The organism is Colwellia maritima, assembly GCF_022669015.1.
GTDB classification, from domain to species: domain Bacteria; phylum Pseudomonadota; class Gammaproteobacteria; order Enterobacterales; family Alteromonadaceae; genus Colwellia; species Colwellia maritima.
Map to the genome: position 1 here is coordinate 1972620 of NZ_JAKKSL010000001.1, position 24432 is coordinate 1997051.

Below are 24432 nucleotides of genomic sequence, written 5' to 3' on the forward strand. Positions count from 1 at the left end.
TAGGTAAATTAACAAGTACTGGTTCTGCCTTATTGATTATGGGCATTGCTTGGTGGTGCTTTCGGTCCATTATTTTGGGGGATTGCAAGTGGTACTTCGTTAGGGCAACAAGGTGCTTATGTTGTGATGTTACCTTGTTATTTATTCATTTTATTTTATGCGGTTAAAGGGCATAAGATGAAGTCGTGGAAATAACACCACTTTCCTAACAATCGACAAAACCCGCTAAATAAAATACACTAGTGGTCATACCTTATTTGTGTTTTAGAGAAAATTATATGGCTGTTGTAATTAGTGGTACGGGGTTATTTACACCTCCTGAAAGTATTTCAAATGATGAACTAGTGGCTTGTTTTAATGCCTATGTTGATCAATTTAATCAAGATAATGAGCAAGCAATTGCAAATGGGGATGTAGCACCTTTATCTCATTCAAGTAGTGCCTTTATTGAAAAAGCTTCCGGCATTAAAAGCCGGTATGTTATGTCGAAAGAGGACATCTTAAATGTTGATGTTATGAGACCAACATTTGTTGAACGTGCAAATGAGAGTATTTCTTTGCAAGCTGAAATTGGCGTTGCCGCAGCGAAACAAGCTTTAAAAGCAGCAAATAAAACCCCGCCGATATTGACCTTGTTATTGTTGCTTGCGCTTATACTCAGCGCTCTTATCCTGCCATGGCGATTGAAATACAACAAGCGCTTGGTTGTTCTGGTGGGGGTTTGATATGTTAGTAGCATGCTCGGCTGCAACATTTGGCATAATCAATGCTGCTAATGCCGTGCGCAGTGGTACGGCAAAAACAGTATTAGTGATCAATCCTGAAATATTAACGCCGCAAATTAATTACCGTGACCGAGATAGCCACTTTATTTTTGGTGACGTTGCTACCGCTTCTATTATTGAAGACGAATCAACCGCAACGGGTGAGCATCAATTTAAAATTATTGCTGAGCAACCAATAACAGAGTTTTCTAATAATATACGTAGCAATATTGGTTATATGAATCAATGTAGTCCAGAAACGGCAAAAGACGTTGATAAGTATTTTATTCAGCAAGGTCGTAAAGTATTTAAAGAAGTATTACCTATGGTGTCTAATTTAATTGCTGCTCAAATGGATAAAGTGAATTTAGGTGCTGATGATATTAAACGCCTTTATTTACATCAAGCTAATATTAATATGAATAATTTTATTGGCAAAAAAGTGTTAGGGCGCGATCCAACACCTGAAGAAGCACCAATTATTTTAGATGAATATGCTAATACCAGTTCTGCAGGTTGTATTATTGCGTTACACAAGCATCATGATGGTTTTAGCTCTGGTGATAAATCAGTATTATGCTCATTTGGGGTCGGCTACTCGGCTTGTTGTTTGATTTTAGAATACGTATAAAGAACATAATTAAAAAGCCACACATGAGCAATCATGTGTGGCTTTATTATATTTTTTGTTTGTTTTGTTAAGCCAAGTTCAGGTTAATAAAATCAACACGAGATTATTTATTTTAATAAATTATTCTTTGTTTATTCAAAAAACTGAGCAAAGAATAACTTAATATAATCCATTATTTTTGAGAAGAAGCTACCTTCATTAACTTCTTGTAACGTTACTAATGGATATTGTGCTATATCTTCTCCATCAAGTTGTAAGAATAACTTACCAACAATGGTGCCTTTTGCAATAGGGGCTGTTAATTGTTGATCTAACTCAAACGTTGCTTTTAAATTTTTACGTTGACCGCGAGGAATGGTAATGGGGGTTTCTAACAGAATACCTAAATCAACTTCTTTTTTATCTCCCATCCAAATGCGATTTGTAGCAAATTTTTCACCTGCTGCATAAGGGGTATAAGTTTCAAAAAAGCGGAAACCGTAGTTAAGTAATTTTTTACTTTCTACTTTACGCGCTCGCTCGCTTTCTGTGCCCATAACAACGGTAATAAGACGCATATCACCTTTTGTTGCAGAGGTAACTAAACTATAGCCGGCGTTTGAGGTATGACCGGTTTTCATGCCATCAACGTTTAAGCTTTTGTCCCATAATAAAGAGTTACGGTTATATTGTTTAATCTTGTTGTAGGTAAAAGATTTTTGTTTATAAATGGCATATTCGTTAGGCACTTCACGGATTATAGCGCCGGCTAAAGTCGCCATGTCACGTGGTGTTGTCATATGTGATGAGCTGTCTAAACCGTGACTATTTTCAAAAAATGAACTAGACATACCTAATTGTTCGGCATGGGCATTCATTAAGTCAGCGAAGGCGCTTTCACTGCCTGCAATATGTTCAGCCATTGCCACACAGGCATCGTTACCAGAAGCAACAATAATCCCTTGATTTAGTAAGCTAACAGGAACTTCTGTACCAACTTCGATAAACATTTTCGATGATTCAGGGAAGTTTTTTGCCCAGGCATTTTCGCTAATCATCACTTTATCATCATTAGAAATATTACCATTTTCTAATTCTTTGCCAATGATATAGCCGGTCATCATTTTAGTTAAACTTTTTGGGGCTAATTGCATGTCAGCATTTGCTTCTGAAATCACTTTACCTGTAGTGAAATCTATTAAAATATAACCTTTAGCATTAATTTGCGGAGCATCTGGAATAATAGTTGCGGCATAACTAATAGGCGCTATTACTAAGGCGGTATTAAATAAAGACGTTGTGATTATCTTGATTAATTTACGTGTAAATTTTTGTGACTGTTTGGATGATTTTAATAGCATAATTATTTAATAGTGAGATGAATAGAATAGTGAATTTAAGATAAACTATTGAAAGTATACCACCTCTAATTTACTTGGCTATGGTTGAGATGAAGTTAATTGTAAATATTAACTTCAATCATTAACTGAGTGCCTTGTGTAGTGGCTTGCAATATACGTTTATGATCTTCATTTTTTTTAGTAGCGTTATGATGCTCACTATAAACTTCTTAAATAGGCATTGGGATAATTGCCTTGCTTTAGCTCTTCTAATAGCTCATTAAGCGTTTTTGTATTAAGAATAGGCCCAATTTGAATACGATAAACCCCATTTTTTTCAGGGTAATTAACTGTTTGAGCATATTTTTTTTCAAGTTTTTTAGCTGTTTCTTTGGCAAACTCCTGTTTGCTTGTCGCAAACACTTGAATGTAATATTTATCTTGGTTTAACGCTTGTAATGATTTTGTAACTGAGTTTTGCTCAAGTGGTAGGGGAGGTTGATCATTGAAATCTGTAATCGCGGTAATTTTTACTTTTGCTGTACCTGCTTGCAACATATCAAGCTTATAAGCAGCACTGAACGATAAGTCTATGATTCTATTTTCGTGAAAAGGGCCGCGATCATTAGCACGAACAATAACCGATTTATTATTAGCAAGGTTGGTTACTTTTAAATAGGTTGGTAGCGGTAAATTTTTGTGTGCAGCCGTCATTGCATACATGTCATAAATTTCACCGTTAGATGTTAGGTGACCATGAAATTTATTGCCGTACCAAGACGCAATACCAATTTGTTCAAAGCCTTGCGCACTGTTTAATACTTTATAATCTATTCCCCTTACTTGGTAATTTTTGTTACCGCCACGGCTATAGGGTTCGGCACGAGGAATGGCATCATTCAGTTCACTTTTGTCAGGTAATCGAGTTGGAATACTGTCGTTTGCATGCTTATAACGCCCTGTAGTACAGGCACTTATTAGTGTTAATAAAGCGAGAATGATCGTTATTTTAGTCATTGCGTTAATTGGTTCAGTTAAGTTGATTGAACAAGTTAAGTATGAAAGCGTCGATGTGTGCCTACTGCCATTAGCATGCCAAATCCTGCGAGTAATGTCACCATTGATGTTCCACCATAACTCACTAAAGGTAGAGGCACACCAACTACAGGTAATAAACCAGATACCATACCGATATTTACAAAAACATAAACGAAGAAGGTTAAGGTAATACTTCCTGCGAGTAATTTGGTGAAGGCATGTTGTGCATTGACTGCTATAAATAAACCTCGCATTACAATAAATAAATAAACGGCAAGTAAAATACTCACACCAATTAAGCCAAATTCTTCACTAAAAACAGCAAAAATAAAATCTGTATGTCGCTCAGGTAAAAACTCAAGTTGTGATTGTGTTCCTTGCAACCAACCTTTACCGTCAATTCCTCCTGAGCCAATAGCTATTTTTGATTGAATTATATGATAACCGGAGCCAAGCGGATCTTGTTCAGGATTTAAAAAAGTCATAACGCGTTGTCTTTGATAGTCTTTCATCAAAAACATCCATAAAATTGGGGCGAAGGCTGACGCTAAGCCAACACAAATACCAATGAGTTTCCAACTAGCTCCGGAAGAAGAAATATTACGAATATTCCTGAACTGGCAATCAGTAATGAGGTACCTAAATCAGGTTGTTTAGCAATAAGTAAGGTTGGAACTAATAATAAAATAAAAGCAAAAATGATGGTGGATAACTTTACAGGTAAGCTGCTTTGGCTAACAAACCAAGCAATCATAATAGGTACAATTAATTTCATGACTTCAGAGGGTTGAAATTTCATAAAGCCTAAATCTAACCAACGTTGGGCGCCTTTACCAATATGACCAAAAAGCAATACCGCAACCAACATTAATATGCCTAATACAAACACAGGAACGGCCCATTTTCGATAGGATAACGGCGGGATTTGGGCAATTGCCACCATGACAACAAGTGCGATACCTAACCGAACAGCCTGACGATAAACAATATCCAAGTTTTGACCACCAAGACTATAAACAATGAATAAACCAAGTGCCATGAGTGATAAAATACCAAGCAATAAGGGTAAATCAATGTGCAATTTTTGCCAAAGGCTACGAACTTGTTGTTGATCTTGGCCTCTGTTGCTCATTATTCTGCCTCAATATTTGTAGTAACTGTATTATTTGTAAGTTGATTTTCTGTAAGGCGATCATGTGTAGTGTGATAATGTTGCTCTACGTTACCGTCGTTTGAACTACTTTCCCCCACACTAGAACTAATAACTCTGTTACCAAAATATTGATCCATAATTTGTCTCGCAACAGGTCCGGCGTTTGTTCCACCACCACCTTTTGATACGTTTTCTATTGCCACTGCAACGACAATTTCAGGTGCATTAAATGGGGCAAAAGCGATAAACATGGCATTATCACGTTTATTTTCTTGCGTGTTTTTTGCATCATATTTTTCATCTTGTTTGATACGAGCAACTTGAGCTGAGCCTGTTTTACCTGCCGCGTCATACGTTGAACCTTTAAATGGCGTATGGGCTGTTGCTCCTACATGTTGTACCGTGTTATGCATGGCATTAAGTACTAAATCCCAGTTCTCCTCTTGATTTAAGACTAACGGGGCTTGTTCTTCATAGACAATTTCTTCTGCCTCTTCTTGGCCTTCGTTTGTTGACGGCGACATCATTGATTTTAACAAGTGGGGTACTTTGCGTTTACCATGATTAACTAACGTCGTTAGCGCTTGAGTTAACTGTAACGGTGTTACTGTCCAATAACTTTGTCCTATGCCAACGGATAAGGTTTCTCCAGTGTACCAAGACTTGTTATAACGAGCGCGTTTCCATTCAACGCTAGGCATTATAGCCTTACTTTCTTCATGTATATCAATACCAGTGTAATCGCCAAAACCAAACCGTTCCATCATGGTGCTGATTTTGGTTATGCCAAGTTTAAATGCTAAATCGAAGAAATAGATATTACAAGACTGTTCAATGGCTTTATTTAAATTAACTTGACCATGACCCCATTTTTTCCAATCTCGATACTTATTAGGTAATCCATCGAGTTGATACCAACCTGGATCCCAGATTTTTGTTTCCGGGGTAATTACTTTTTCTTCTAAACCCGTTATGGCTAAAAAAGGTTTTACCGTAGAGGCCGGGGGATACCCCTGAACCGTTCTATTAATGAGCGGTAAATCTTTTGAGTTACGTATTTTTTGCCAGTTTTTGTTACTAATGCCGTGAACAAATAAATTACCATCGTAACTTGGATTTGAATACATAGCTAACACGCCACCTGTGCGAGGGTCCATTGCTACTACAGCGCCACGTTTTCCTGAAAGGGCTCGTTTGGCGATCATCTGCAATTCTATGTCTATGGTTAAGGTGAGATCTTTACCTGCCACTGGCGGTGTGTAATCGAGTGTTCGAACAATTCTACCTTGATTATTAATTTCAACTTCTTGATGGCCTATAGTGCCATGTAAAATGTCTTCGTAATATTTTTCAATACCTAGTTTCCCAATGTCATGGGTTGCTGCGTAGTTTTCAGATTTTCCATCAAATTCTAGTTTGTTTGCATCTTTTCGGTTAATACGAGCAACATAGCCTAGTGTGTGTGTGGTTAGTTTGCCAAAAGGATAATAACGCTTTAAACGTGCATCAACAAAAATGCCTGGAAATTTATGTTGGTTAACGGAAAATAATGCGACTTGTTGTTCGCTTAAACGAGGATGTAATTCAATTTGTTTAAAACGGCGTTTACGTTTTACTGAATTAAAAAATTTCTCTTGCATGTCAGCACTTATGTCGAGTAAATCACTAACGTTAGCAATACTGTTTTTCAAATTTTCAGCTTGTTCTGGAATAACAGCTAGGCTGTAAACTGGTTTATTGTCGGCAAGAATGACGCCGTTACGATCATAAATAAGACCACGGTTTGGAGCTACGGGTAATAGTTTAATTCGGTTTGAATTAGATCGTGTTTGATATTTTTCATAGGAGGCTATTTGCAGTGAATAGAGGTTACTAAATAACACGAGTACAAGTACGAGTACGCCTACGAATGTTATAAAAGTCCGACGAGCAAATAAATTAGCCTCTGCACTATGGTTGCGAATGATAACGCGACGAGCAGCCACTACAAGTTAACCTTTGTAACTAAAAGTTTTATCATAGCAAATAAATTAGCTTCTGCACTCAGACAATGAAGGTTACGAGTGATCACGCGACGAGCAGCCACTGTTTATTCTCTATGATAAGGGTGGTTGTTATTAACACTCCACGCACGATATAAGCTTTCAGCAACGAGTACTCGCACCATAGGGTGTGGTAACGTTAGTGGTGATAAAGACCACTTTTGTTCACTAGCAGCTATACATGCAGGGGATAAACCTTCTGGACCACCAATGAGTAAGGCTACATCACGGCCATCAAATTGCCAACGTTCAAGTTGGAGGGCAAGCTGAGGTGTATCCCAAGGTTTGCCTTCTACTTCTAACGTGACAATTCTATTTCCTTTAGGAATAGCATTGAGTAATTGTTCACCTTCTTTATCTAATATTCGCGTTATATCTGCATTTTTCCCACGCTTACCTGCTGAAATTTCTATCAACTCAAATGATAAATCACGAGGAAATCGTCGAGAGTATTCATTAAAGCCTTGGGTCACCCAAGCAGGCATTTTAGTGCCAACGGCATATAACGTAAGTTTCATAAAGTTCGCAATAATAATTATTAAAGGTTATCACCTAGGAAAAATGATTAGCGCAAGGCAGTTGACAGGGAATTGCCCGCTGTTACACGTGGATCAATGTTGCAACAGTGCTTATTTGTTTAATAAGCTAACTAGTGGCAACTAGTCTTCAGCCCATAATTGTTCAAGATTATATTTATCACGTTGTTCATCAGTCATTACATGAACAATAATATCGCCTAAATCGACTAATGCCCATTCACCAACATCATTTCCTTCCATACCACGAGGTTCAGCACCGGCAGCACGACATTCAATTGCAACCGATTGTGCAATAGATTTTACGTGGCGGTTTGAGTTACCCGAACAGATAATCATATAATCAGCAAAACTAGCTTTGTTGGTAATGTGAAGTGGAATTATATCTCTACCCTTCATATCTTCAAGTTTTTCAATAACAAATGTTTTAAGTTCTTCAGTTTGCAAAGTGTTCTTCCTAGTGTCAGGTTTATTGTTTTACTCGGGAATAAGTCACCGAAAAATGTCGTAGCAATGTACGACTCACAATTAAATTATGTATAAGCGGGTAATAATAACACTTTTTGTCGGTGCCGTTAACGATAAAGCTTATTTTTGTTGATAAATTCCCATACTTTTGGCGAAAGTAGATGCTGACAGGGTTGTTTATTAATTAAACGTTGCCTAACTTCGCTTGAAGAAAGATCGATATCTAAATACTTATCATAATTGGGTAAATTATTTGGAAGTAATAAAATACCGCCAGATTTTTGTTCATTTAAGCTGTTAATATCGCTAACTTGATGTTTATTCAGTAATGACTGAGTTTCAGCATTTAGATTATGTAATGCATAATTTGGCCGAGTGTTAACTACTAAATGACAATGGGATAGAATATCTTGGTATTGATGCCATGTGGTAAACGTTAATAAAGAATCTAATCCCATAATAAAATATAAGCTAGCATTAGGATAGCATTGAGATAATTCTTTTAAGGTTTCAAGCGTGAATGAAAAGCCATCGCGTGTTAATTCGCGTTCATCACAGGTAAATATAGGTTCGCCTTCACAGGCTAAATGCACCATTGCCGCTCGATGCTCACTTTTGATATTGGGGGATTCTTTATGAGGAGGAATGTTTGTTGGAATAACAAGAACAGTATCTAATGCTAAATGATCTGCTACGGCTTTGGTGGTAACGTATGGCCATAATGTATGGGGTCAAAGGTACCACCTAAAACACCAATTTTTTTCATTATAGACTTATCCATGATTAACTTTTACCTTGGTTAACTGTATTCGTAGTTAAGTGAAAAATGTTGCATGGTTTCGCCATGATAAAGTGTCACACAAAGATCGGCCAATAAAATATAAGCATTAAATTCACTGTTAGTTTTACTGAGTAAATCTATGTCGGCTAGTCGTGACATTGCACGTTTAACATTGTTAAGGCTTATATGGGTAAGGGCATGTTGATATAACGGTTTACGTTTATCCCAGATGCGATATTCTTTATAAATATCATTGAGTGTTTTACCCTGTGTTATTTTGTCTAGCATGGCATATAGCTGATTAATTTCTTTGTGGAATATCCAAATTGCTTGTCCTGGCGCGATGCCTTCCTGTTGTATTTGATCTAACATCGCGATACATTTTTTACAATTCCCCATCAATAACGCATCAATAATTTGAAAGGGATTGAATTTCGCTTGTTTGATTACTAATTGTTCAGCGGCTTGTAAACTGATTAGCTGATTCTGAGGAAATAGCAAAGACAGCTTTTGTAGCTCTTGCGCTAAAGCGGGTAGGTTACCTTCGAACAGTTCTATTAATAATAAGGATAACTCGGGTGCTAGGTTCACATTGAAGTATCTGGCTTGGCTTTGTAGCCAACGAGGTAAGGCTTGAATATCAATGTCGTATATAGGCACATAGCAACCAAGTTGCGTTAAGGTTTTAAACCATTTTCTGTTAGCACTTGGGCCATCGAGTTTAGGACCATGAAATATAAAAATCACATCCTGAAGTGTGGCATTTTTCTCTATCACTTCACTTAAGGCTAGTAAGGCTTTGTTACCACTATCGCCTATTTTTATCGTGGTAAATTCAACCTCGATAATACGCTGACTAGCAAATAAACTCATAGACTGATATTCATCCATTAATTGTTGCCAATCAAATTTATTGTCGCTACTAAAACGGATGATTTCGCTAAAACCGTGTTGTTGAGCATGGTTTTTTATTTGGGCTAAACTATCATTTTTTTGCCATGGTTCATCACCAAATACTAGCCAAACAGGTTTAAAGCCTTGCGACAACGTTTGCTGTAGTTTGTTATGGTAAATCTTCATGGATGCCTTATGTTATGTAAATATAAACAGTCAATTCTAGCGTTGGATCCTCGCCATATCGCGCAAAATTTTATCAGCAGCTGATTGTCTCATTTCACTGAGTAATAGCGACAATTCTCGAGATTTTGCCGGCGCTAGATTAGGATCATCTTGATAATCACGATTTAGTTCAAAACGAAAATTTTGTGGTTCTTCAATGGGGTCACCATCTTTAGCTGCAAAGCGTAATTGGTAATTTACGGTGTAAATTAATTCATATTCCGCCACTTGCCCGTTTTCAAATACAGATAAGGTTCTTCTATCAAGTTGGTCTGACATTATACGTAGTTCAGGTGCTTGAGTATTTCTATGTTTTAGCACATTAACTTGATTGCGAGAAAGGTGTTGCTTAACTAACCGGGTTAACTCCCCATGAACATCACTGGAACTCACGTACAAAGTTTGTAATTCATCACTAAGTAAATAATCACCGCGCAGGTGAAATCCGCAACCTCCTAACCGACTTGCTAGGAGTATAACGAGGTAAATACGACGAGTTTGTCTCGTCGTATATAGCCTGGCACGGTGCTTTGACGATAAGCGCATATTAGTTAGCCACAATGTTTAATAATTTCCCTGGAATATAAATAACTTTACGAATAGTGTTGCCATCCGTGAATTTCAATACATTTTCATCATTCAAACCTAAGGCTTCAACAGTTTCTTTAGTAGCATCAGCTGCTACTGTTATTTTTGCTCGCAATTTACCGTTAACTTGCACAATAATCAGCTTTTCATCTTCAACTAACGCACTTTCATCAACAATTGGCCATTGTGCATTTTCAACTGTAGTACCTGTGTCGTTGTCTATTTGTTGCCACAAGTAATGGCACATATGCGGTGTGATTGGTGTTAACATTAATACAACAGCGCGTAATGATTCACGCATCACGGCTTTGTCTTCAGCTGAAGTCATTGACGCTTTGCTTAAGTGATTCATTAATTCCATGATGGCTGCAATAGCAGTATTAAAGGTGTTACGACGACCAATATCATCGGTTACTTTAGCAATAGTTTTATGTAATTCACGACGCAATTTTTTCTGTTCTGAGTTTAATTTTAATTCACTCGCAGCAATAGTGTCACCAGTGGAAATTTCAGTAAAATCGTGAACAATTTTATAAACACGTTTAACAAAACGGTGGGCTCCTTCAACACCCGCATCAGACCATTCTAACGTTTGTTCTGGCGGCGAAGTAAACATAATAAATAAACGTACGGTATCTGCGCCGTACTTATTAATAACTTCTTGTGGGTCAATACCGTTATTTTTAGATTTTGACATCTTACTCATACCGAGAGAAATAACCGCTTTCCCATCTGCTTTACTGATGGCTGAGACCACATGACCTTTTTCATCACGTTCAACGGTAACATCACTAGGCGCAATCCATTCTTGTGCGCCGTTATCTGCTTCGCGGTAATAAGTGTCTGCTAACACCATGCCTTGGCATAACAATTTTTTGTAGGGTTCATCACATTCAACTAAACCAACATCACGTAATAGTTTATGGAAAAAGCGCGAATAAAGTAAATGTAAAATAGCATGCTCAATACCACCAATGTATTGATCAACCGGTAACCAATAATTGGCTTTAGCAGAATCAAGCATTTGTGTATCATCGTTGGGTGAACAATAACGTGCGTAATACCATGAAGACTCCATAAAGGTATCAAAGGTATCCGTTTCACGCAGTGCATCTTCACCATTAAAGGTGGTTTTTGCCCATTGTGGATCATCTTTAATAGGAGAGGTTACACCATCCATTACCACATCTTCAGGCAATACAACAGGTAACTCATTTTCAGGCACGGGTACTGATTCACCATTAGCAAGGTTAATCATTGGAATTGGCGTACCCCAATAGCGTTGTCGAGAAACGCCCCAGTCTCGTAAACGAAAGTTAGTGGTGACTTTTCCTTTATTTTCGGCGGCTAATTTTTCACTGATCGCCTTAAATGCTTGCTCAAAATCTAAACCGTCAAATTCACCTGAATTAATTAAAATACCCTTTTCAGTGATGGCTGCTTTGTTGATGTCATCGGCTTCTTGGTCACTTTCATTTGAGGTAGTAATTACTTGTGTAATTTCAAGACCATACTTTTTGGCAAATTCATAATCACGTTGATCATGACCGGGCACTGACATTACCGCACCTGAGCCGTAGTCCATCAATACAAAGTTAGCTGCCCAAACAGGTACTAATTTACCTGTAAGCGGGTGAATCGCTTTAAAACCAGTATCAACGCCTTTTTTCTCCATCGCAGCCATATCGGCTTCGGTGGTTTGATTGCTTTTACATTCTTGAATGAAGCTTGCAAGCGCAGGATTTTCTTTCGAGGCAATTAACGCTAACGGATGTTCAGCAGCCAGTGCGACATAGGTTACGCCCATTAATGTATCGGGGCGAGTGGTGTAAATGTCGAAGCTTTCTTGTTTGCCTTCGACTAGACCGTCTACTTGAAAGGTCATATCAACACCTTGCGAACGACCAATCCAGTTACGTTGCATGGTTTTTACTTGCTCAGGCCAGTCGGTTAATTGTTCTAAATCATCAAGTAATTCTTGCGCGTAATCTGTAATTTTAATAAACCACTGTGGAATTTCTTTCTTTTCTACAATTGCGCCAGAGCGCCACCGCGCCCATCGATAACTTGTTCGTTTGCTAATACGGTTTGATCAACAGGATCCCAATTTACCGAAGAATTTTTTTATAAACTAAGCCTTTTTCATAAAGTTTAGTGAAAAACCATTGTTCCGCCGATAATAGTCTTGTTTACACGTAGCAAGTTCTCGACCCCAATCGTAACCAAAACCAAGAGATTTTAATTGATTGCGCATATAGTCAATATTTTGATAAGTCCACTTACCTGGAGCACTTTTGTTTTTAATTGCGGCATTTTCAGCCGGTAATCCAAAGGCATCCCACCCCATCGGCTGCATTACATTTTTACCCTGCATGCGTTGATAGCGAGAAATTACATCGCCTAAACTGTAATTGCGAACATGCCCCATATGCAAACGCCCACTAGGGTAGGGGAACATAGCAAGACAATAAAATTTCTCTTTATTGTCATCTTCTACTGCTTTAAATGTATCATTTTCAGTCCAAAAATTTTGAACTGTCGCTTCAATTGCTTGGGGATTATAAATGGCTTCCATTAAGGGGTCTCTAACGCTATATTTAGGTATTGTCTTCGTGAATTTTATCTGCTTAGTTTATGATAAGAACAGTATAAAATGCTTAATACACTTGAGTTTAAATTATCGCGATAGAATACCTTATCTGGCTAGTTAACAACAAGCTTAATTGGTAATTTTGTCTATACTATTAGTCAAAATTACAAACAAAAAGAACAGGAATGTGCTATGACAAATGAAAAAAATTATCTTGTGCAAATATATCAAGATCTCAGTAACTGGCTTGATGAAGCAAAAGAGCTGCAAAAACCGAAAGTGGTGGAACTACTCAAACAGGCGAAACTTTATGCTAAAGCTGCTGAAGAATTGTCGGAAGAAAAAGTAAACCAATTTACGGATAATTTAAAGTATGATTTACATGATTTTTATCAACAAAATCAATCGCAAGCAAAAAATTCAACGTATTTAGGTTTACTAGAAGAAACGTTATGGTCAAATCTTGCTCAGTTAACCGATAAATCGCAAGTTGAATGGGCCGAATTAGTGGAAGATTTTGAGCATGATGGCATATATAACACTGGCGATATTATTGGTTTTGGTGAGTTGGTTTGTCTCCAATGTAATGAAAAGCTTCATATTATGCATATGGGTGAAGTGCCTGAATGTGCAAACTGTGGCGGTACAAGTTTTAGTCGTTTACCCCTAGATCCCTAACCTTGATTGAGTTTTTATATTGTGAGCAAAGCGGTTACCGAGTACAATATGGCAATCGCTTTCTCTATCTTAAAAAGCACATTTCTCAAGGACATGCATGACCACGACACCTGCTTTGCAATGTAAACTTACTGCAGCACAACTTAGCGCAACTTTATCAGCAGCGCTTTTTTCTCAAAAAACTCCCTCAAGTGAAATAGAACAAACCTTTGTAGGACATGAACGCGCTAAAGAAGCGTTAGATTTTGGTCTATCAATGTCATCAGTAGGGTTTAATGTGTTTGCCATGGGTGAGCACGGAACGGGAAGACAAACCCTAATTCAGCAATTGCTAACCAAATTAGCAAAACAACAACCAACACCTACTGAATGGTGTTACATCAATAATTTTGATGAAACCCATGCGCCCTATAAACTTTATGTAAATCCGGGGGATGGTAAGCAACTTTTATCGCGCATGAATAAATTTATTGATGAGCTGATGGATTTGTTTCCTGAAATTTTTGACAACCCTGGTTTTCAAAGACAGAAATCTGCGATTGATCGTGCTTTCAACAAAAAATATGATGACGCTATTTCAGAAGTTGAAAAAATAGCCTTAAAAAATAATGTCTCGTTATTTGAAGAAAATGGTGAGGTTGGCTTTTCTCCTTTAGTTGATGGGAAACCATTAAACGATAAAGAGTTTGCTAATATTAATGAAGCCGATAGAGCAACGTTTTATCAATTGTTGGCAGAACTTGAAGTGGTGCTTGCAGAGCAATTACTTGAACTACCTTTATGGAAACGTGAGTCTTCTGATTTATTGCGAAAATTGAAAAATGAAACGGCAGCGCAAGCGATAAAACCTTATTTAACAGAGTTAGAGCAAGAGTTTAGTGAAAATGCAGGTATTTTAAAATATCTCAGTAAAGTCAGTAATCATGTTGTTGATGTTTCATTAGAGATTTTGGTTAATGACGAAGATGATGCACCAAATGATAAAGAATTACGTAAGCTGTTAGTTGAGCGGTTTTTACCTAATTTATTGGTCGCACGCAGCATTGATGAAGGTGCTCCCGTTGTTTACGAGCAAAATCCAACCTATCAGAATTTATTTGGCCATGTTGACTTTTCTAGCTTTCAAGGCAGTACTTACACGAGTTATCGATTAATCCGCCCAGGTGCTCTACACAAAGCAAACGGTGGCTATTTGTTACTTGATGCGGATAAATTATTGACACAACCATTAGTGTGGTCACGGTTAAAGCTCGCGTTAAAAACAAGGCAAATCACCATAGAAAATCCTTACTCTGAGCTAAGTCAGCCGGGCGCTTACAGCTTACAACCTGAAAAAATACCACTGCAAGTTAAAGTGATTTTATTAGGGGATGCTGAAATTTATTACACCCTACAAGATTATGATCAAGAATTTACCGAACTATTTCGAGTGCTTGGCTGATTTTGATCATTACTTAGATAAAAATGATGATAATTTAATCGCGTTTGGTAATTTAATTCGACAACGTGCCTATCGACATAATTATCCCGCTATTGATGATGAAGCGGTGCTTGAATTGGTTCGTTATGCATTAAGAAGAGCAGAACATCAAAATAAAATCTCTGCCAATATTGTACAGGTTAATGATTTATTAGATGAAGCACATTATTGTTGGGAAAAAAATGGTAGCAAAGGTACTTTAACCGCAGAATATGTTGCCATGGCATTAGCCGCTAAAAAACGTCGTACCGGTAGACTAAGCGAAACCTGGCTTGATGAAATTAAAGAGCAACAAGTATTAATTAGTACTGAAGGTGAGTTTATTGGCAAAGTGAATGGCTTAACCGTATTAGAAATTGGTGATAGTGTGTTTGGTACACCACTCGAATTACAGCAACGGTTTATGCCGGAAGTGAAGGCGTTACGGATATTGAACGTGAGGTTGATTTAGGTAGATCTATTCATTCTAAAGGCGTGTTGTTATTAACGGGCTACTTAGGGCATAAATATGGTCAGAACTTCCCTGTCTCTATTTCTGCTAATATCGCGATAGAACAGTCTTATGGTCATATCGACGGAGATAGCGCCTCGATGGCTGAACTTTGTGCATTGATATCTGCAGTGACGTTATTACCAATAGATCAAAGTTTGGCGATTACTGGCTCAATAAATCAGCATGGTGAAGTTCAATCTATTGGCGGTGCCAATGAAAAAATTGAAGGCTTTTTTCAATTATGTAAAGACAAAGGCTTAACTGGAAAACAAGGGGTAATTATTCCCCAAACAAATGTTATTAACCTGATGCTAAACACTGAAGTCATTGAAGCGGTAGAACGTGGCGATTTTGCCATTTATGCCGTTGAATCTATTGACCAAGCACTAGAATTATTAATGGCAACCCCTGCCGGAACAATGAACAGTACAGGACGCTATCCTAAAAAATCTATTCATGGTTTAGCATTAGCTAAGTTGTCCCATTTTGCGCAAATGTTAGAGGGGGATGAGGAATAACATTTGCATTGATTTAACTGCTAATTAGATTGTGTTGATTTTTGACAAATAAGTATTTTGTTGTAAAAAAGGGACGAATTGTCATGGTATTAAAAATGGCAAACGTCTCTTTTTTTCTTTTTCTCGTTAGAGCCTTTCAAGGTTACCAAAGAACTCTTGTGATCAAATTTATTAATGGTGCCGGGTAGTTTGAATTTGTTAGTCATTTTGAACATTTTTTCGGGGTAGCCTGATAGGGTGTCTCCAATGCTTTAATCATTGCGATGCTACCGTAAATTGGTGTAGTGTTATAGCTATAACATCTCGTTTGCTATTAATGGCATGTACTTTTGTTATTTTAACACTATTCAAAAGGTTTACTTTTTATTATAAATAGGAAAAGTATGTCAACAAGTATTTCAACTGCTTTTTATGATGCGTTATTTGATGTAACTAATATGGATGCATCAATGAATATCCTAGAAGAAACCACGTTAGCAAACGTAAGACAAATTTTGAATGACCCTGAGCAACTCTCTAAGCATATACCACCTTTACCTGTTATTTTGCTTGAGTTGATAGAAACATTAAAAGATCAAAATGCCAACTTTTTGGATTTTATTAGAATTATTGAAAAAGATCGCCTTATCATTAACCGTATTAAAAATAGCGAATTCTGCCAAATATTCACGTAGTGAAGGCGGTATTCAGTCATTACAAAAAGCGGTTGGTATATTAGGAACGGTAGGTGTTGCTAATATAGCGACTACCGTTTTAATGAAGTCGTTAATGCCGCAAAGCCCTATTTATTTTAAAAAGTTTGGCCGCCAAATTTGGGAACATTCTCTACAATGCGCTTTTTTATGTCAAACGTTAGCGGCAAAGCATGAGCAAAATGAATTTGATGCGCATTTCCTTGGTTTAATTCATGATGTGGGTAAAATTATAATTTTCGGTGCGTTATGTAATGCTCTGAGTAATGTACTGCCGGGAGAGTTACCTGGCAGTCTAGCGTTTAAACAGCTTATGTCTGAAATGTCATTAGATATTTCTTATTCCATTGTGAAAGAATGGAACCTGCCTAATGTGTATTGTGATGCTTTATTGGCGCAAAGTATGGGTAAATCAACACCTTTATCTTCTGTTTTATTTAAAGCGAATGTTATTAGCGAAATTTATATTTTATCTAAAAAGAATAAAATTACTGAAAATCAAATTGAAACAGTGTTAGCAAAAATAAAGGTGGATAAATCTATTTGGCTTAACTTTTTGGAAAATGCTGATGATTTCAACCTTGGTTCATAAGTATTTATAAATACCATTTGTGTATTACCGTTGTTCGTGTATAATGCGCGCTTCGATGGTGGGTGTTGGCTTTATAATATATAGAATCAACAAAATGATAGAGGCACTTTTACAATAGGGAATGGTGCACTACTTATTGATTTATCTATTAAGTGAGATACTTAGAGAAGTAAACAATAAGTCCATCGAAATGAGTAGGGGTTTTCTGCCCAATAGACTTGCCCTTGACTGAACATTTCGTTTTCAGCAGAAATATAGCGTGAAGATACGCTATGCGCTTTAAGTCTTCCTGGTGGTTTCCTCGTATGATGTACGCAGGTTTAAGACTTAGCATTTAAAAATTTATTCAATTCAGATCTCTTTCCATAACAAATGTTATGTATGAAGGTGAGCTATTTTTTTGCTCTTTATTTTTTGCTAATTTTTCTTTAGTAGATGTCTTTATTAGACATGCTCTCCATACCTGCCTTAAATTGATGAAATTAAAAATGACTGAACAAAAAAATACAGAACAAACTGATAGCAAAAATTCAACAGAGCAAAGCAATGCAGTTAGCTTTGATTCTTTAGGTTTACCAACTAATTTATTAACTGCTGTTACTGCAATAGGTTTTACCTCAGCTACCGATATTCAAGCGCAAACTATTCCACCTTTATTAGCAGGTAAAGATGTACTAGGTGAAGCACAAACAGGTACAGGTAAAACGGCAGCTTTTGGCTTACCCGTTAGCAAAAATTGATACGTCTATTAAAAAGCCACAATTAATGGTGTTAGCACCAACACGTGAATTAGCAATGCAAGTAGCTGAAGCTATTGAGTCTTTCGGTAAAAACATGAAAGGTTTAACAGTTGCTACGTTATACGGTGGTCAATCTTATGGTCCACAATTTCAACAATTGGAGCGTGGTGCGCAAGTAGTTGTTGGTACGCCTGGTCGTTTGATGGATCATTTACGTCGTAAAAGCCTTAAGTTAGCAGACCTGAAAGTATGTGTACTTGATGAAGCTGATGAAATGTTAAACATGGGCTTTTTAGAAGATATTCAGTGGATTTTAGATCATTTGCCTGAAACAACGCAAATGTGCTTATTCTCTGCAACTATGCCACCGATTCGTAAAATTGCTAACCGTTTCTTAAAAGATCCTGAGCATATTAAAATTGCAGCGGTTAAAAAAGCCAAAGCTAATATTACGCAATACGCATGGAAAGTTAGTGGCATCACTAAAATGACGGCTTTAGAACGTATTGCCGAAATAGTTGATTATGATGCGATGATTATTTTTGTTCGTACTCGTAATGATACTGTTGATGTTGCTGAAAAACTAGAACGTGTCTACCAAAGATTAGCACTTAACGGCGATTTGAACCAAGCACAGCGTGAACGTTGTATTGATCAAATGAAATCAGGTAAATCTTCTATCTTAGTTGCAACGGATGTGGTTGCACGTGGGTTAGATATTCCACGTATCTCTTTAGTTATTAACTATGATTTACCAGGTGATAATGAAGCCTATGTTCATCGTATAGGTCGTACTGGTCGTCCGGCCGTGAAGGTATGTCTATCGCTTTTGTTCGTCCACGTGAAATGTATTCATTACGTCATTATGAGCGTTTAACGTCTGGCACAGTGAATATGTACGAATTACCAAATGTTCAAGAATTAGGTAAAAAGCGTATTGAACGTGCTCGCGCTGAAATAACAAGTATTATTGAAGGAAAAGATTTAGCAAGCATGCGCGAAATTGTTGAAGCCATGACAGCTGAGTCTGAAATGTCTGTGGTTGATTTAGCTGCAGCTTTGTTGTTCCAGAAACAATTGAAGCAACCATTCCAACCGAAAGAAGATCCTAAACCACGTCGTGATGCACGTGAAAAAGATAGCCGAGGTGAACGCAACGGTCGTGATAGAAATGATCGTGGCAGAGATTCACGTCGTGATTCACGTTCAGATAATCGTGCTGACAGCCGAGGTGAACGCAATAGTAACCGTGGTTCACGTGATGAAAGACCACGTAAAGCAAAAGTTGATCGCAATGATGTTGATTGGCAAACGTATCGTTTGGAAGTAGGTAAAGAGCATGGTGCACGTCCAGGTGATATTGTTGGTGCAATTGCTAACGAAATTTCATTAGACAGTAGTTATATTGGTGCCATTAATTTGCATGACAAACATAGCTTTGTGCAATTACCTAAAGGTATCCCTGCTGATTTGTTTAAACAGTTAAAAGGTGTACGTGTTCGTCGTCAACCATTAGCGATAACAGCATCAGAAGAGCAAATGGAAAAACAACAAACGCCACGTCGTAGTAAAGAACGCTCACAACGTCACAGCTAATATTTATTTAATTTAGCATCATAAAAAAGGCACTTTAAGTGCCTTTTTTCTTGCTTATAAGTAATCACATACAACTTATATCACTTAATTATTAAATAAATAACAATGTAGTTGGTGATGTTAGCAAGTAGAAATGATCACATAGTTTGTGAGGTTGCAATAACTATTGGTTGATAGTTAAGGTTATCGAGTTGCGAAATAACCGGTCTCGCAACTCGATACATTGGTTGTTTGTAACTATTTTTTAGTTTTTCCACTAATTGAAACATTCAAATCTTTCAAAATGCCATCATGCACGTTGTACACTATGCCGTGTACCGTAACATTTTGATTAGCTAGCCAAGCACTACGTAAAACTGTAGAGTTAGCGACATTGGCAACTTGTTCAATAACATTAAGCTCACATAGTAAATTCATGCGCCCTGCATCATCTGCTACGGCATCGAGTTTTTTCTGATTAAATCGATACACATCTTGAATATGACGCAGCCAGTTATCAATTAAACCGTGGCTTTCATCGTGAAAAGCAGCTTTAATACCACCGCATCGGTAATGACCGCAAACAATAATATCTTCTACCTTTAATATTTCTACTGCAAACTGTATTACTGATAAACAATTTAAATCCGTGTGGATAACTTGATTAGCAATATTACGATGAACAAACACTTCGCCTGGCATCATGCCTAATAATTCATTAGCGGGTACGCGAGAATCAGAACAGCCTATCCACAGGTATTTCGGGGTTTGTTGTTCAGATAGGTTTTTGAAAAAAGTTGGATCCTGCGCTAGTATTTCGTTAACCCAACGTTTATTGTTTTCAAATAAGTGTTTTATTGTGCTCATAAGTTTAAATTTTAGTTGTCATATGAAATGTTAACGACATTTTATGTCAATATTAGAATAAGTAAAAGAAAATAATACTATTACCTTGTGGTTGTTATCTCAGTATAATAGCAATTAATCAAGATGAAAGTAGGTAGTGATAATGGCAACAGCGGCGGCAGTGCATATTTTAGTTAAAACAGAGCAAGAGGCATTAGTGCTAAAAGAAAAACTCGATAAAGGAGCCGACTTTGCACAATTAGCAAAAAAGTTTTCAATTTGCCCTTCAAAAAAGAAAGGGGGAGATTTAGGTGAGTTTCGCCGTGGGCAAATGGTTAAAGCTTTTGATGATGTTGTTTTTAAAAAAGAATTGTTAAAAGTTCATGGCCCAGTGAAAACAAAGTTTGGTTATCATTTGATTAAAACTTTGTATCGAAATTCGTAACATTTTAAAACCCTATTAGCATCGAACTAAAAGTACGCGGCTAAAATCACAGTAAATAAACTGAAATTCGCGGGTATTAGCTTTATTTTTCCGCCCTTTCTTCTTTATCTAGCTCCTCATTCCGTTCTTTAATTTTAGTTAGCTGCTCAGATGTTAAATCGAACTTTTTAGCTGATTTTTTTAGCATTAAAACACCTCCTAAGATGATACCTAACGCTAAAATAGTTAAAATTATGCCACTTAACGACATAAAACCTCCTTGATAGATGATTACTTAGTGTTTTTAATTAAATAGTCATAGTAAAATTATTTTTTAACAGGTAAGTTATCTTATCAGGTTTCGGTCTTGTAATAACATAATAATAAATAATTTCGGACACTCTATGCATAAAAATTTAAGTACAAAACTCCTTCTGCCTATGTTGATAGTAGGCGCTTTATTCCTTGTTGGTATTTTATTTTCATCAGACAGCTTCAGTAAATATAATGTTTTAGCCATTGTTTTTGCACTTGTAGTTACGCAAGTTATACTGAGTAGCTTCTATTATTCAAAACAGATCACTCGGCGAATAGCTAATTTAGCGTGCTATTTAGATTTGGTAGTGAGTACTGAACAGGCCCCCTCGAACCCATTAATTGATCCCATTGATGATGAACTAGGTGCCGTAATTAATGAATTAAGTCAGTTTATTGTTAGCTTAGCAGATGTGGTGAGTGATATTAGACGTGAATCAACAAAATTGAATCAAGGTTCTAATCAGCTTGTGACAGAAATGCAAAATTCCGTGAATACAGTAGATGAATCAGTAAATCAGATTGAGCAAATGGCACAATCCATAGAAGATATTGCGAACACTTCATCAACCTTATCTGAGAATGCCGATCAAGTAAGTAATACTACCAGTGGTGTGATGACAACGTTAAATAAGGGAATTTCATCCTCTAATACCAGTCAATATACGATCGAGTCTTTTGCTAAAGAAGTTGAAAGTATGGTTCATGATTTAGGTTTGTTGAAGGAAGAAGGGGCACGTATTGGCTCAGTATTAGATGTTATACGTGCTATTGCCGATCAAACTAATTTATTAGCGTTGAACGCGGCTATTGAAGCGGCACGCGCAGGTGAGCAAGGTCGAGGTTTTGCGGTTGTTGCTGATGAAGTTAGAGCGTTAGCTTCTCGCACTCAAGAAGCAACTGTGGAAATTCAATCCATGGTAGAAGGGTTACAGGATAAAACCGCGAATGCGGTTGCTGCGGTAACTCGTGGTCAAAGCTTGACACAAGATAGCTTATCTCAGTCGGCAGAAGTTGTTAGTGCACTAAAACAACTTAGCCAAGCCTTTGAAGAGGTTGACAACTTAACGTCACAAATTGCGCAAGGTACACAAGAACAGCAAAATTCAACGGCTTCTATTAATGATAATATGTCTGCCGTGTTGTCATTAAGTCGTGAAGTGAATGAAGGGCTTGCGCGTGTTGCAGAGCATGCGAATCAGCAACAAAAAACGTCTTGTGATGTTGATACGACGTTAAATCGTATTTGTGTTTAGCTGAATTATTATCACTTCTCTCGGGGAAAGTTTCTTTTCGAGGGAAGTGAAAGGGTTTGGTTAATACGATCTGTCTTGATTTCGTTGCTGAGAGAGGGTTTGAAGTTGTTTTGATTGTTCATGTAGGCTTGTGCGAACAAGTATTTCTCTATCTTCCTCTCGTATAAAGTGAAAAATAACTTTATGGTGAAAAGCATTATCAACGTGTTCAATTTCAATCACTTCGCCATAACAATATACCGCATTATTTTCATTTAATAGAAAAATTTTCATTTCAAGTATTTGGTTCAAATTGAAGGCTATACTGGCAGTAAACAGAAGACCACCCCCACCAAATTTTAAGCCTTGGTATCTATGTTTTTCTTCATCTTGTTGGCTTAAAATATAACCAATAAGTAAATCTATCTTTTTTGACTGATGATTTAAATAATCAACTAATTGGGCTGCAACTCCTGAAAGCGATTGCAACGGACGCAAAGCAGCTTGATCAATGGTTGTCATGTCACTTGCCATTTTGAATGGTGTTGGCATATTAGCTAAGAATTGCTCGTAACTAACAACATTGTGGTCTTCTAAAGGTAAAATGTTAATTGAAAACTCATGTTCAATTGAGAAAAATTCATTGTATTTTATTAATTTTTGTTCTGTTATGTCGTTATTCATGTTTGTCACTTTGGTTATTTGGCTTTTGATTTCTGATGTATACTATTGAAAATATTTTATCGGTTCGATATTGGCAAGCCATTTTCACCCAACATAGGGAATGAATTAGCATAATACTGAGTTATCTCTAATAACTAAAGTGCTTAAGCAGTTTATTATGAATGAAAGAAGTATAGACTTTTAATTAGGCAGGTTAATTTGGTGATAAAAGTCCCTCTATCCATCATAATTTAACTAGTTTTAGCTAAAAAGTATTTGCTACGTTACCAGTAATAACTACCTAATAAGGAGTTTAATAGATGAAAAAGACCAAGCCCGAATCGCGCATACAAGTCATTGATCGGGCAGCGCACTTATTAGATGCTATGTCACGTTATTCGTTACCAGTATCATTAAAAGAATTGAGTGCGGATACTAATTTGTCGCCTTCGACAGCATTTCGAATTTTACATTCGTTAATTGACAATCATTTTGTTGATAAAGATGACACAGGTAAATATCATTTAAGTGGTAGATTAATACGCCTTTCTAATAACCAAAATGCAGGCATTGATTTTAGAAAAGTTGCTAGCCCGTATTTACATAAATTACGTGACAAATTTTGTGAAACAGTTAATTTAACGACCCGTGAAGGGGATGTGATTATTTATATTGATAAAGCGCTACCAAACAGAATGATGAATGTACAACAAATCATTGGAAGTAGGGCTCCTTTACATGTTACTGGTGTTGGTAAAATGATGTTGGGTCGAGAGGGGAAAGCAGGAATTTGTGGTTATGCTCAGCGAACAAATTTACCTATTTATACACGTAATACTTTTTCTACCGTTGATACGCTCATTAATGAAAGTATTAGTTGTTTTGAACGCGGCTATGCTTTTGATAATGAAGAAGCAGAAGTGGGGGTAGGTTGTATTGGCACACTCATATATGACAAATATGGTGAAGTTATTTCGGTTTGTCAGTGTCGGCACCGATCGAAAGACGTAAAAATGAATGGGCAAAGCATTTAGTTAAAGCGGCAAAGTTGATTTCAACCAAGCTTGGTTATGTAGGCAATACACTTTGATCAAACTTTGCCGTGTGAGGTTTAAAAGAACAAACAACGATAAATGATCAACAGTTGTATAC

The 24432-nt window shown here is 37.0% G+C and carries 22 protein-coding genes and 4 pseudogenes; 13 read left to right on the top strand and 13 right to left on the bottom strand.

The features are described from left to right. Window positions 1–278: 278 nt before the first annotated feature. Window positions 279–1395, top strand: a pseudogene (locus L3081_RS09660) (beta-ketoacyl-ACP synthase III). A gap of 131 nt (window positions 1396–1526) precedes the next feature. On the opposite strand, the gene L3081_RS09665 reads toward L3081_RS09660, so the two are convergent. The 10 genes and pseudogenes from L3081_RS09665 to leuS form a co-directional block, all read right to left on the bottom strand. Next, window positions 1527–2735, bottom strand: a complete 1209-nt coding sequence (locus L3081_RS09665; RefSeq protein ID WP_242285250.1) for a serine hydrolase — start codon at window positions 2733–2735, stop codon at window positions 1527–1529. A gap of 198 nt (window positions 2736–2933) precedes the next feature. Continuing rightward, window positions 2934–3731, bottom strand: coding sequence for a septal ring lytic transglycosylase RlpA family protein (locus L3081_RS09670; RefSeq protein WP_242285252.1), 798 nt, complete (start codon window positions 3729–3731; stop codon window positions 2934–2936). A gap of 35 nt (window positions 3732–3766) precedes the next feature. Then, window positions 3767–4884: pseudogene (gene rodA, locus L3081_RS09675) on the bottom strand (rod shape-determining protein RodA). Further along, a complete protein-coding gene (gene mrdA, locus L3081_RS09680; RefSeq protein ID WP_242285268.1) occupies window positions 4884–6890 on the bottom strand; it encodes a penicillin-binding protein 2 in 2007 nt (668 codons plus the stop codon). Before mrdA ends, rodA begins: the two are co-directional and overlap by 1 nt. A 104-nt stretch (window positions 6891–6994) precedes the next feature. Continuing rightward, window positions 6995–7465 carry a 23S rRNA (pseudouridine(1915)-N(3))-methyltransferase RlmH gene (rlmH, locus tag L3081_RS09685; protein WP_242285271.1) on the bottom strand — a complete coding sequence of 157 codons (471 nt, stop codon included), beginning with the start codon at window positions 7463–7465 and terminating at the stop codon, window positions 6995–6997. A gap of 141 nt (window positions 7466–7606) precedes the next feature. Continuing rightward, a complete protein-coding gene (gene rsfS, locus L3081_RS09690; protein WP_242285288.1) occupies window positions 7607–7930 on the bottom strand; it encodes a ribosome silencing factor in 324 nt (107 codons plus the stop codon). A gap of 128 nt (window positions 7931–8058) precedes the next feature. Beyond that, on the bottom strand, window positions 8059–8610 hold the full coding sequence (gene nadD, locus L3081_RS09695; protein WP_338027289.1) for a nicotinate (nicotinamide) nucleotide adenylyltransferase: 552 nt from the start codon (window positions 8608–8610) through the stop codon (window positions 8059–8061). A gap of 140 nt (window positions 8611–8750) precedes the next feature. Further along, the gene (gene holA, locus L3081_RS09700) at window positions 8751–9812 is read right to left on the bottom strand and encodes a DNA polymerase III subunit delta (protein WP_242285291.1); all 1062 of its coding nucleotides are present in this window, start codon (window positions 9810–9812) and stop codon (window positions 8751–8753) included. Window positions 9813–9848: 36 nt separating this feature from the next. After that, window positions 9849–10412 (bottom strand): LPS-assembly lipoprotein LptE, encoded by a 564-nt coding sequence (locus L3081_RS09705; RefSeq protein ID WP_242285308.1) that lies wholly within the window; start codon window positions 10410–10412, stop codon window positions 9849–9851. Further along, window positions 10399–13014: pseudogene (leuS, locus tag L3081_RS09710) on the bottom strand (leucine--tRNA ligase). Before leuS ends, L3081_RS09705 begins: the two are co-directional and overlap by 14 nt. A gap of 207 nt (window positions 13015–13221) precedes the next feature. Between leuS and L3081_RS09715 the strand changes: the two are divergent. The 9 genes and pseudogenes from L3081_RS09715 (at window position 13222) to L3081_RS09750 (ending at window position 19818) form a co-directional block, all read left to right on the top strand. Further along, window positions 13222–13707 carry a zinc ribbon-containing protein gene (locus L3081_RS09715; protein WP_242285310.1) on the top strand — a complete coding sequence of 162 codons (486 nt, stop codon included), beginning with the start codon at window positions 13222–13224 and terminating at the stop codon, window positions 13705–13707. A 97-nt stretch (window positions 13708–13804) separates the two neighbouring features. After that, entirely contained in the window at window positions 13805–15148 is a 1344-nt protein-coding gene (locus L3081_RS29355; protein WP_274620396.1) for an AAA family ATPase, read from the top strand. Beyond that, window positions 15141–15638, top strand: coding sequence for a Lon-insertion domain-containing protein (locus L3081_RS29360; protein WP_274620397.1), 498 nt, complete (start codon window positions 15141–15143; stop codon window positions 15636–15638). The genes L3081_RS29355 and L3081_RS29360 overlap by 8 nt, the downstream gene beginning before the upstream one ends. Window positions 15639–15661: 23 nt before the next feature. Beyond that, window positions 15662–16198 carry a S16 family serine protease gene (locus L3081_RS29365; RefSeq protein ID WP_242285313.1) on the top strand — a complete coding sequence of 179 codons (537 nt, stop codon included), beginning with the start codon at window positions 15662–15664 and terminating at the stop codon, window positions 16196–16198. A 383-nt stretch (window positions 16199–16581) separates the two neighbouring features. Beyond that, window positions 16582–16872 carry a hypothetical protein gene (locus L3081_RS09730; protein WP_242285316.1) on the top strand — a complete coding sequence of 97 codons (291 nt, stop codon included), beginning with the start codon at window positions 16582–16584 and terminating at the stop codon, window positions 16870–16872. Beyond that, a complete protein-coding gene (locus L3081_RS09735; RefSeq protein WP_242285319.1) occupies window positions 16808–17482 on the top strand; it encodes an HDOD domain-containing protein in 675 nt (224 codons plus the stop codon). The genes L3081_RS09730 and L3081_RS09735 overlap by 65 nt, the downstream gene beginning before the upstream one ends. Before the next feature lie 488 nt (window positions 17483–17970). After that, window positions 17971–18532 (top strand): annotated as a pseudogene (locus L3081_RS28180) (DEAD/DEAH box helicase); the annotation flags it as partial. A 222-nt stretch (window positions 18533–18754) separates the two neighbouring features. Further along, complete coding sequence (locus L3081_RS28185) at window positions 18755–19099, top strand: helicase-related protein (RefSeq protein ID WP_242285721.1); 345 nt, start codon at window positions 18755–18757, stop codon at window positions 19097–19099. Further along, window positions 19039–19818 carry a DbpA RNA binding domain-containing protein gene (locus L3081_RS09750; protein ID WP_242285322.1) on the top strand — a complete coding sequence of 260 codons (780 nt, stop codon included), beginning with the start codon at window positions 19039–19041 and terminating at the stop codon, window positions 19816–19818. Before L3081_RS28185 ends, L3081_RS09750 begins: the two co-directional genes overlap by 61 nt. Before the next feature lie 237 nt (window positions 19819–20055). Here L3081_RS09750 and can read toward each other — a convergent pair whose 3' ends face one another. Further along, window positions 20056–20664, bottom strand: coding sequence for a carbonate dehydratase (gene can, locus L3081_RS09755; protein ID WP_242285325.1), 609 nt, complete (start codon window positions 20662–20664; stop codon window positions 20056–20058). Between the two features lie 142 nt (window positions 20665–20806). On the opposite strand from can, the gene ppiC reads away from it, so the two are divergent. Beyond that, window positions 20807–21088 (top strand): peptidylprolyl isomerase PpiC, encoded by a 282-nt coding sequence (ppiC, locus tag L3081_RS09760; protein ID WP_274620400.1) that lies wholly within the window; start codon window positions 20807–20809, stop codon window positions 21086–21088. A gap of 82 nt (window positions 21089–21170) precedes the next feature. On the opposite strand, the gene L3081_RS09765 is transcribed toward ppiC, so the two are convergent. Then, window positions 21171–21338 (bottom strand): DUF2897 family protein, encoded by a 168-nt coding sequence (locus L3081_RS09765; RefSeq protein WP_242285327.1) that lies wholly within the window; start codon window positions 21336–21338, stop codon window positions 21171–21173. A gap of 133 nt (window positions 21339–21471) precedes the next feature. Here L3081_RS09765 and L3081_RS09770 point away from each other — a divergent pair, with 133 nt between their 5' ends. Beyond that, a complete protein-coding gene (locus L3081_RS09770) occupies window positions 21472–22638 on the top strand; it encodes a methyl-accepting chemotaxis protein (protein WP_242285329.1) in 1167 nt (388 codons plus the stop codon). Between the two features lie 60 nt (window positions 22639–22698). On the opposite strand, the gene L3081_RS09775 is transcribed toward L3081_RS09770, so the two are convergent. Beyond that, complete coding sequence (locus L3081_RS09775) at window positions 22699–23301, bottom strand: PilZ domain-containing protein (RefSeq protein WP_242285332.1); 603 nt, start codon at window positions 23299–23301, stop codon at window positions 22699–22701. Window positions 23302–23600: 299 nt separating this feature from the next. Here L3081_RS09775 and L3081_RS09780 point away from each other — a divergent pair, with 299 nt between their 5' ends. Continuing rightward, window positions 23601–24314 (top strand): IclR family transcriptional regulator, encoded by a 714-nt coding sequence (locus tag L3081_RS09780; protein WP_242285335.1) that lies wholly within the window; start codon window positions 23601–23603, stop codon window positions 24312–24314. Window positions 24315–24432: the final 118 nt, after the last annotated feature.

Excerpts from the sequence above, each read along its gene's own strand:
- L3081_RS09665 (WP_242285250.1), bottom strand. The coding sequence starts at position 2,735 with ATGCTATTAAAATCATCCAAACAGTCACAAAAATTTACACGTAAATTA.
- L3081_RS09670 (WP_242285252.1), bottom strand. The coding sequence starts at position 3,731 with ATGACTAAAATAACGATCATTCTCGCTTTATTAACACTAATAAGTGCC.
- rlmH (WP_242285271.1), bottom strand. The coding sequence starts at position 7,465 with ATGAAACTTACGTTATATGCCGTTGGCACTAAAATGCCTGCTTGGGTG.
- holA (WP_242285291.1), bottom strand. The coding sequence starts at position 9,812 with ATGAAGATTTACCATAACAAACTACAGCAAACGTTGTCGCAAGGCTTT.
- L3081_RS09715 (WP_242285310.1), top strand. The coding sequence starts at position 13,222 with ATGACAAATGAAAAAAATTATCTTGTGCAAATATATCAAGATCTCAGT.
- L3081_RS29355 (WP_274620396.1), top strand. The coding sequence starts at position 13,805 with ATGACCACGACACCTGCTTTGCAATGTAAACTTACTGCAGCACAACTT.
- L3081_RS09730 (WP_242285316.1), top strand. The coding sequence starts at position 16,582 with ATGTCAACAAGTATTTCAACTGCTTTTTATGATGCGTTATTTGATGTA.
- L3081_RS28185 (WP_242285721.1), top strand. The coding sequence starts at position 18,755 with ATGATTATTTTTGTTCGTACTCGTAATGATACTGTTGATGTTGCTGAA.
- L3081_RS09750 (WP_242285322.1), top strand. The coding sequence starts at position 19,039 with ATGTCTATCGCTTTTGTTCGTCCACGTGAAATGTATTCATTACGTCAT.
- can (WP_242285325.1), bottom strand. The coding sequence starts at position 20,664 with ATGAGCACAATAAAACACTTATTTGAAAACAATAAACGTTGGGTTAAC.
- ppiC (WP_274620400.1), top strand. The coding sequence starts at position 20,807 with ATGGCAACAGCGGCGGCAGTGCATATTTTAGTTAAAACAGAGCAAGAG.
- L3081_RS09765 (WP_242285327.1), bottom strand. The coding sequence starts at position 21,338 with ATGTCGTTAAGTGGCATAATTTTAACTATTTTAGCGTTAGGTATCATC.
- L3081_RS09770 (WP_242285329.1), top strand. The coding sequence starts at position 21,472 with ATGCATAAAAATTTAAGTACAAAACTCCTTCTGCCTATGTTGATAGTA.
- L3081_RS09775 (WP_242285332.1), bottom strand. The coding sequence starts at position 23,301 with ATGAATAACGACATAACAGAACAAAAATTAATAAAATACAATGAATTT.
- L3081_RS09780 (WP_242285335.1), top strand. The coding sequence starts at position 23,601 with ATGAAAAAGACCAAGCCCGAATCGCGCATACAAGTCATTGATCGGGCA.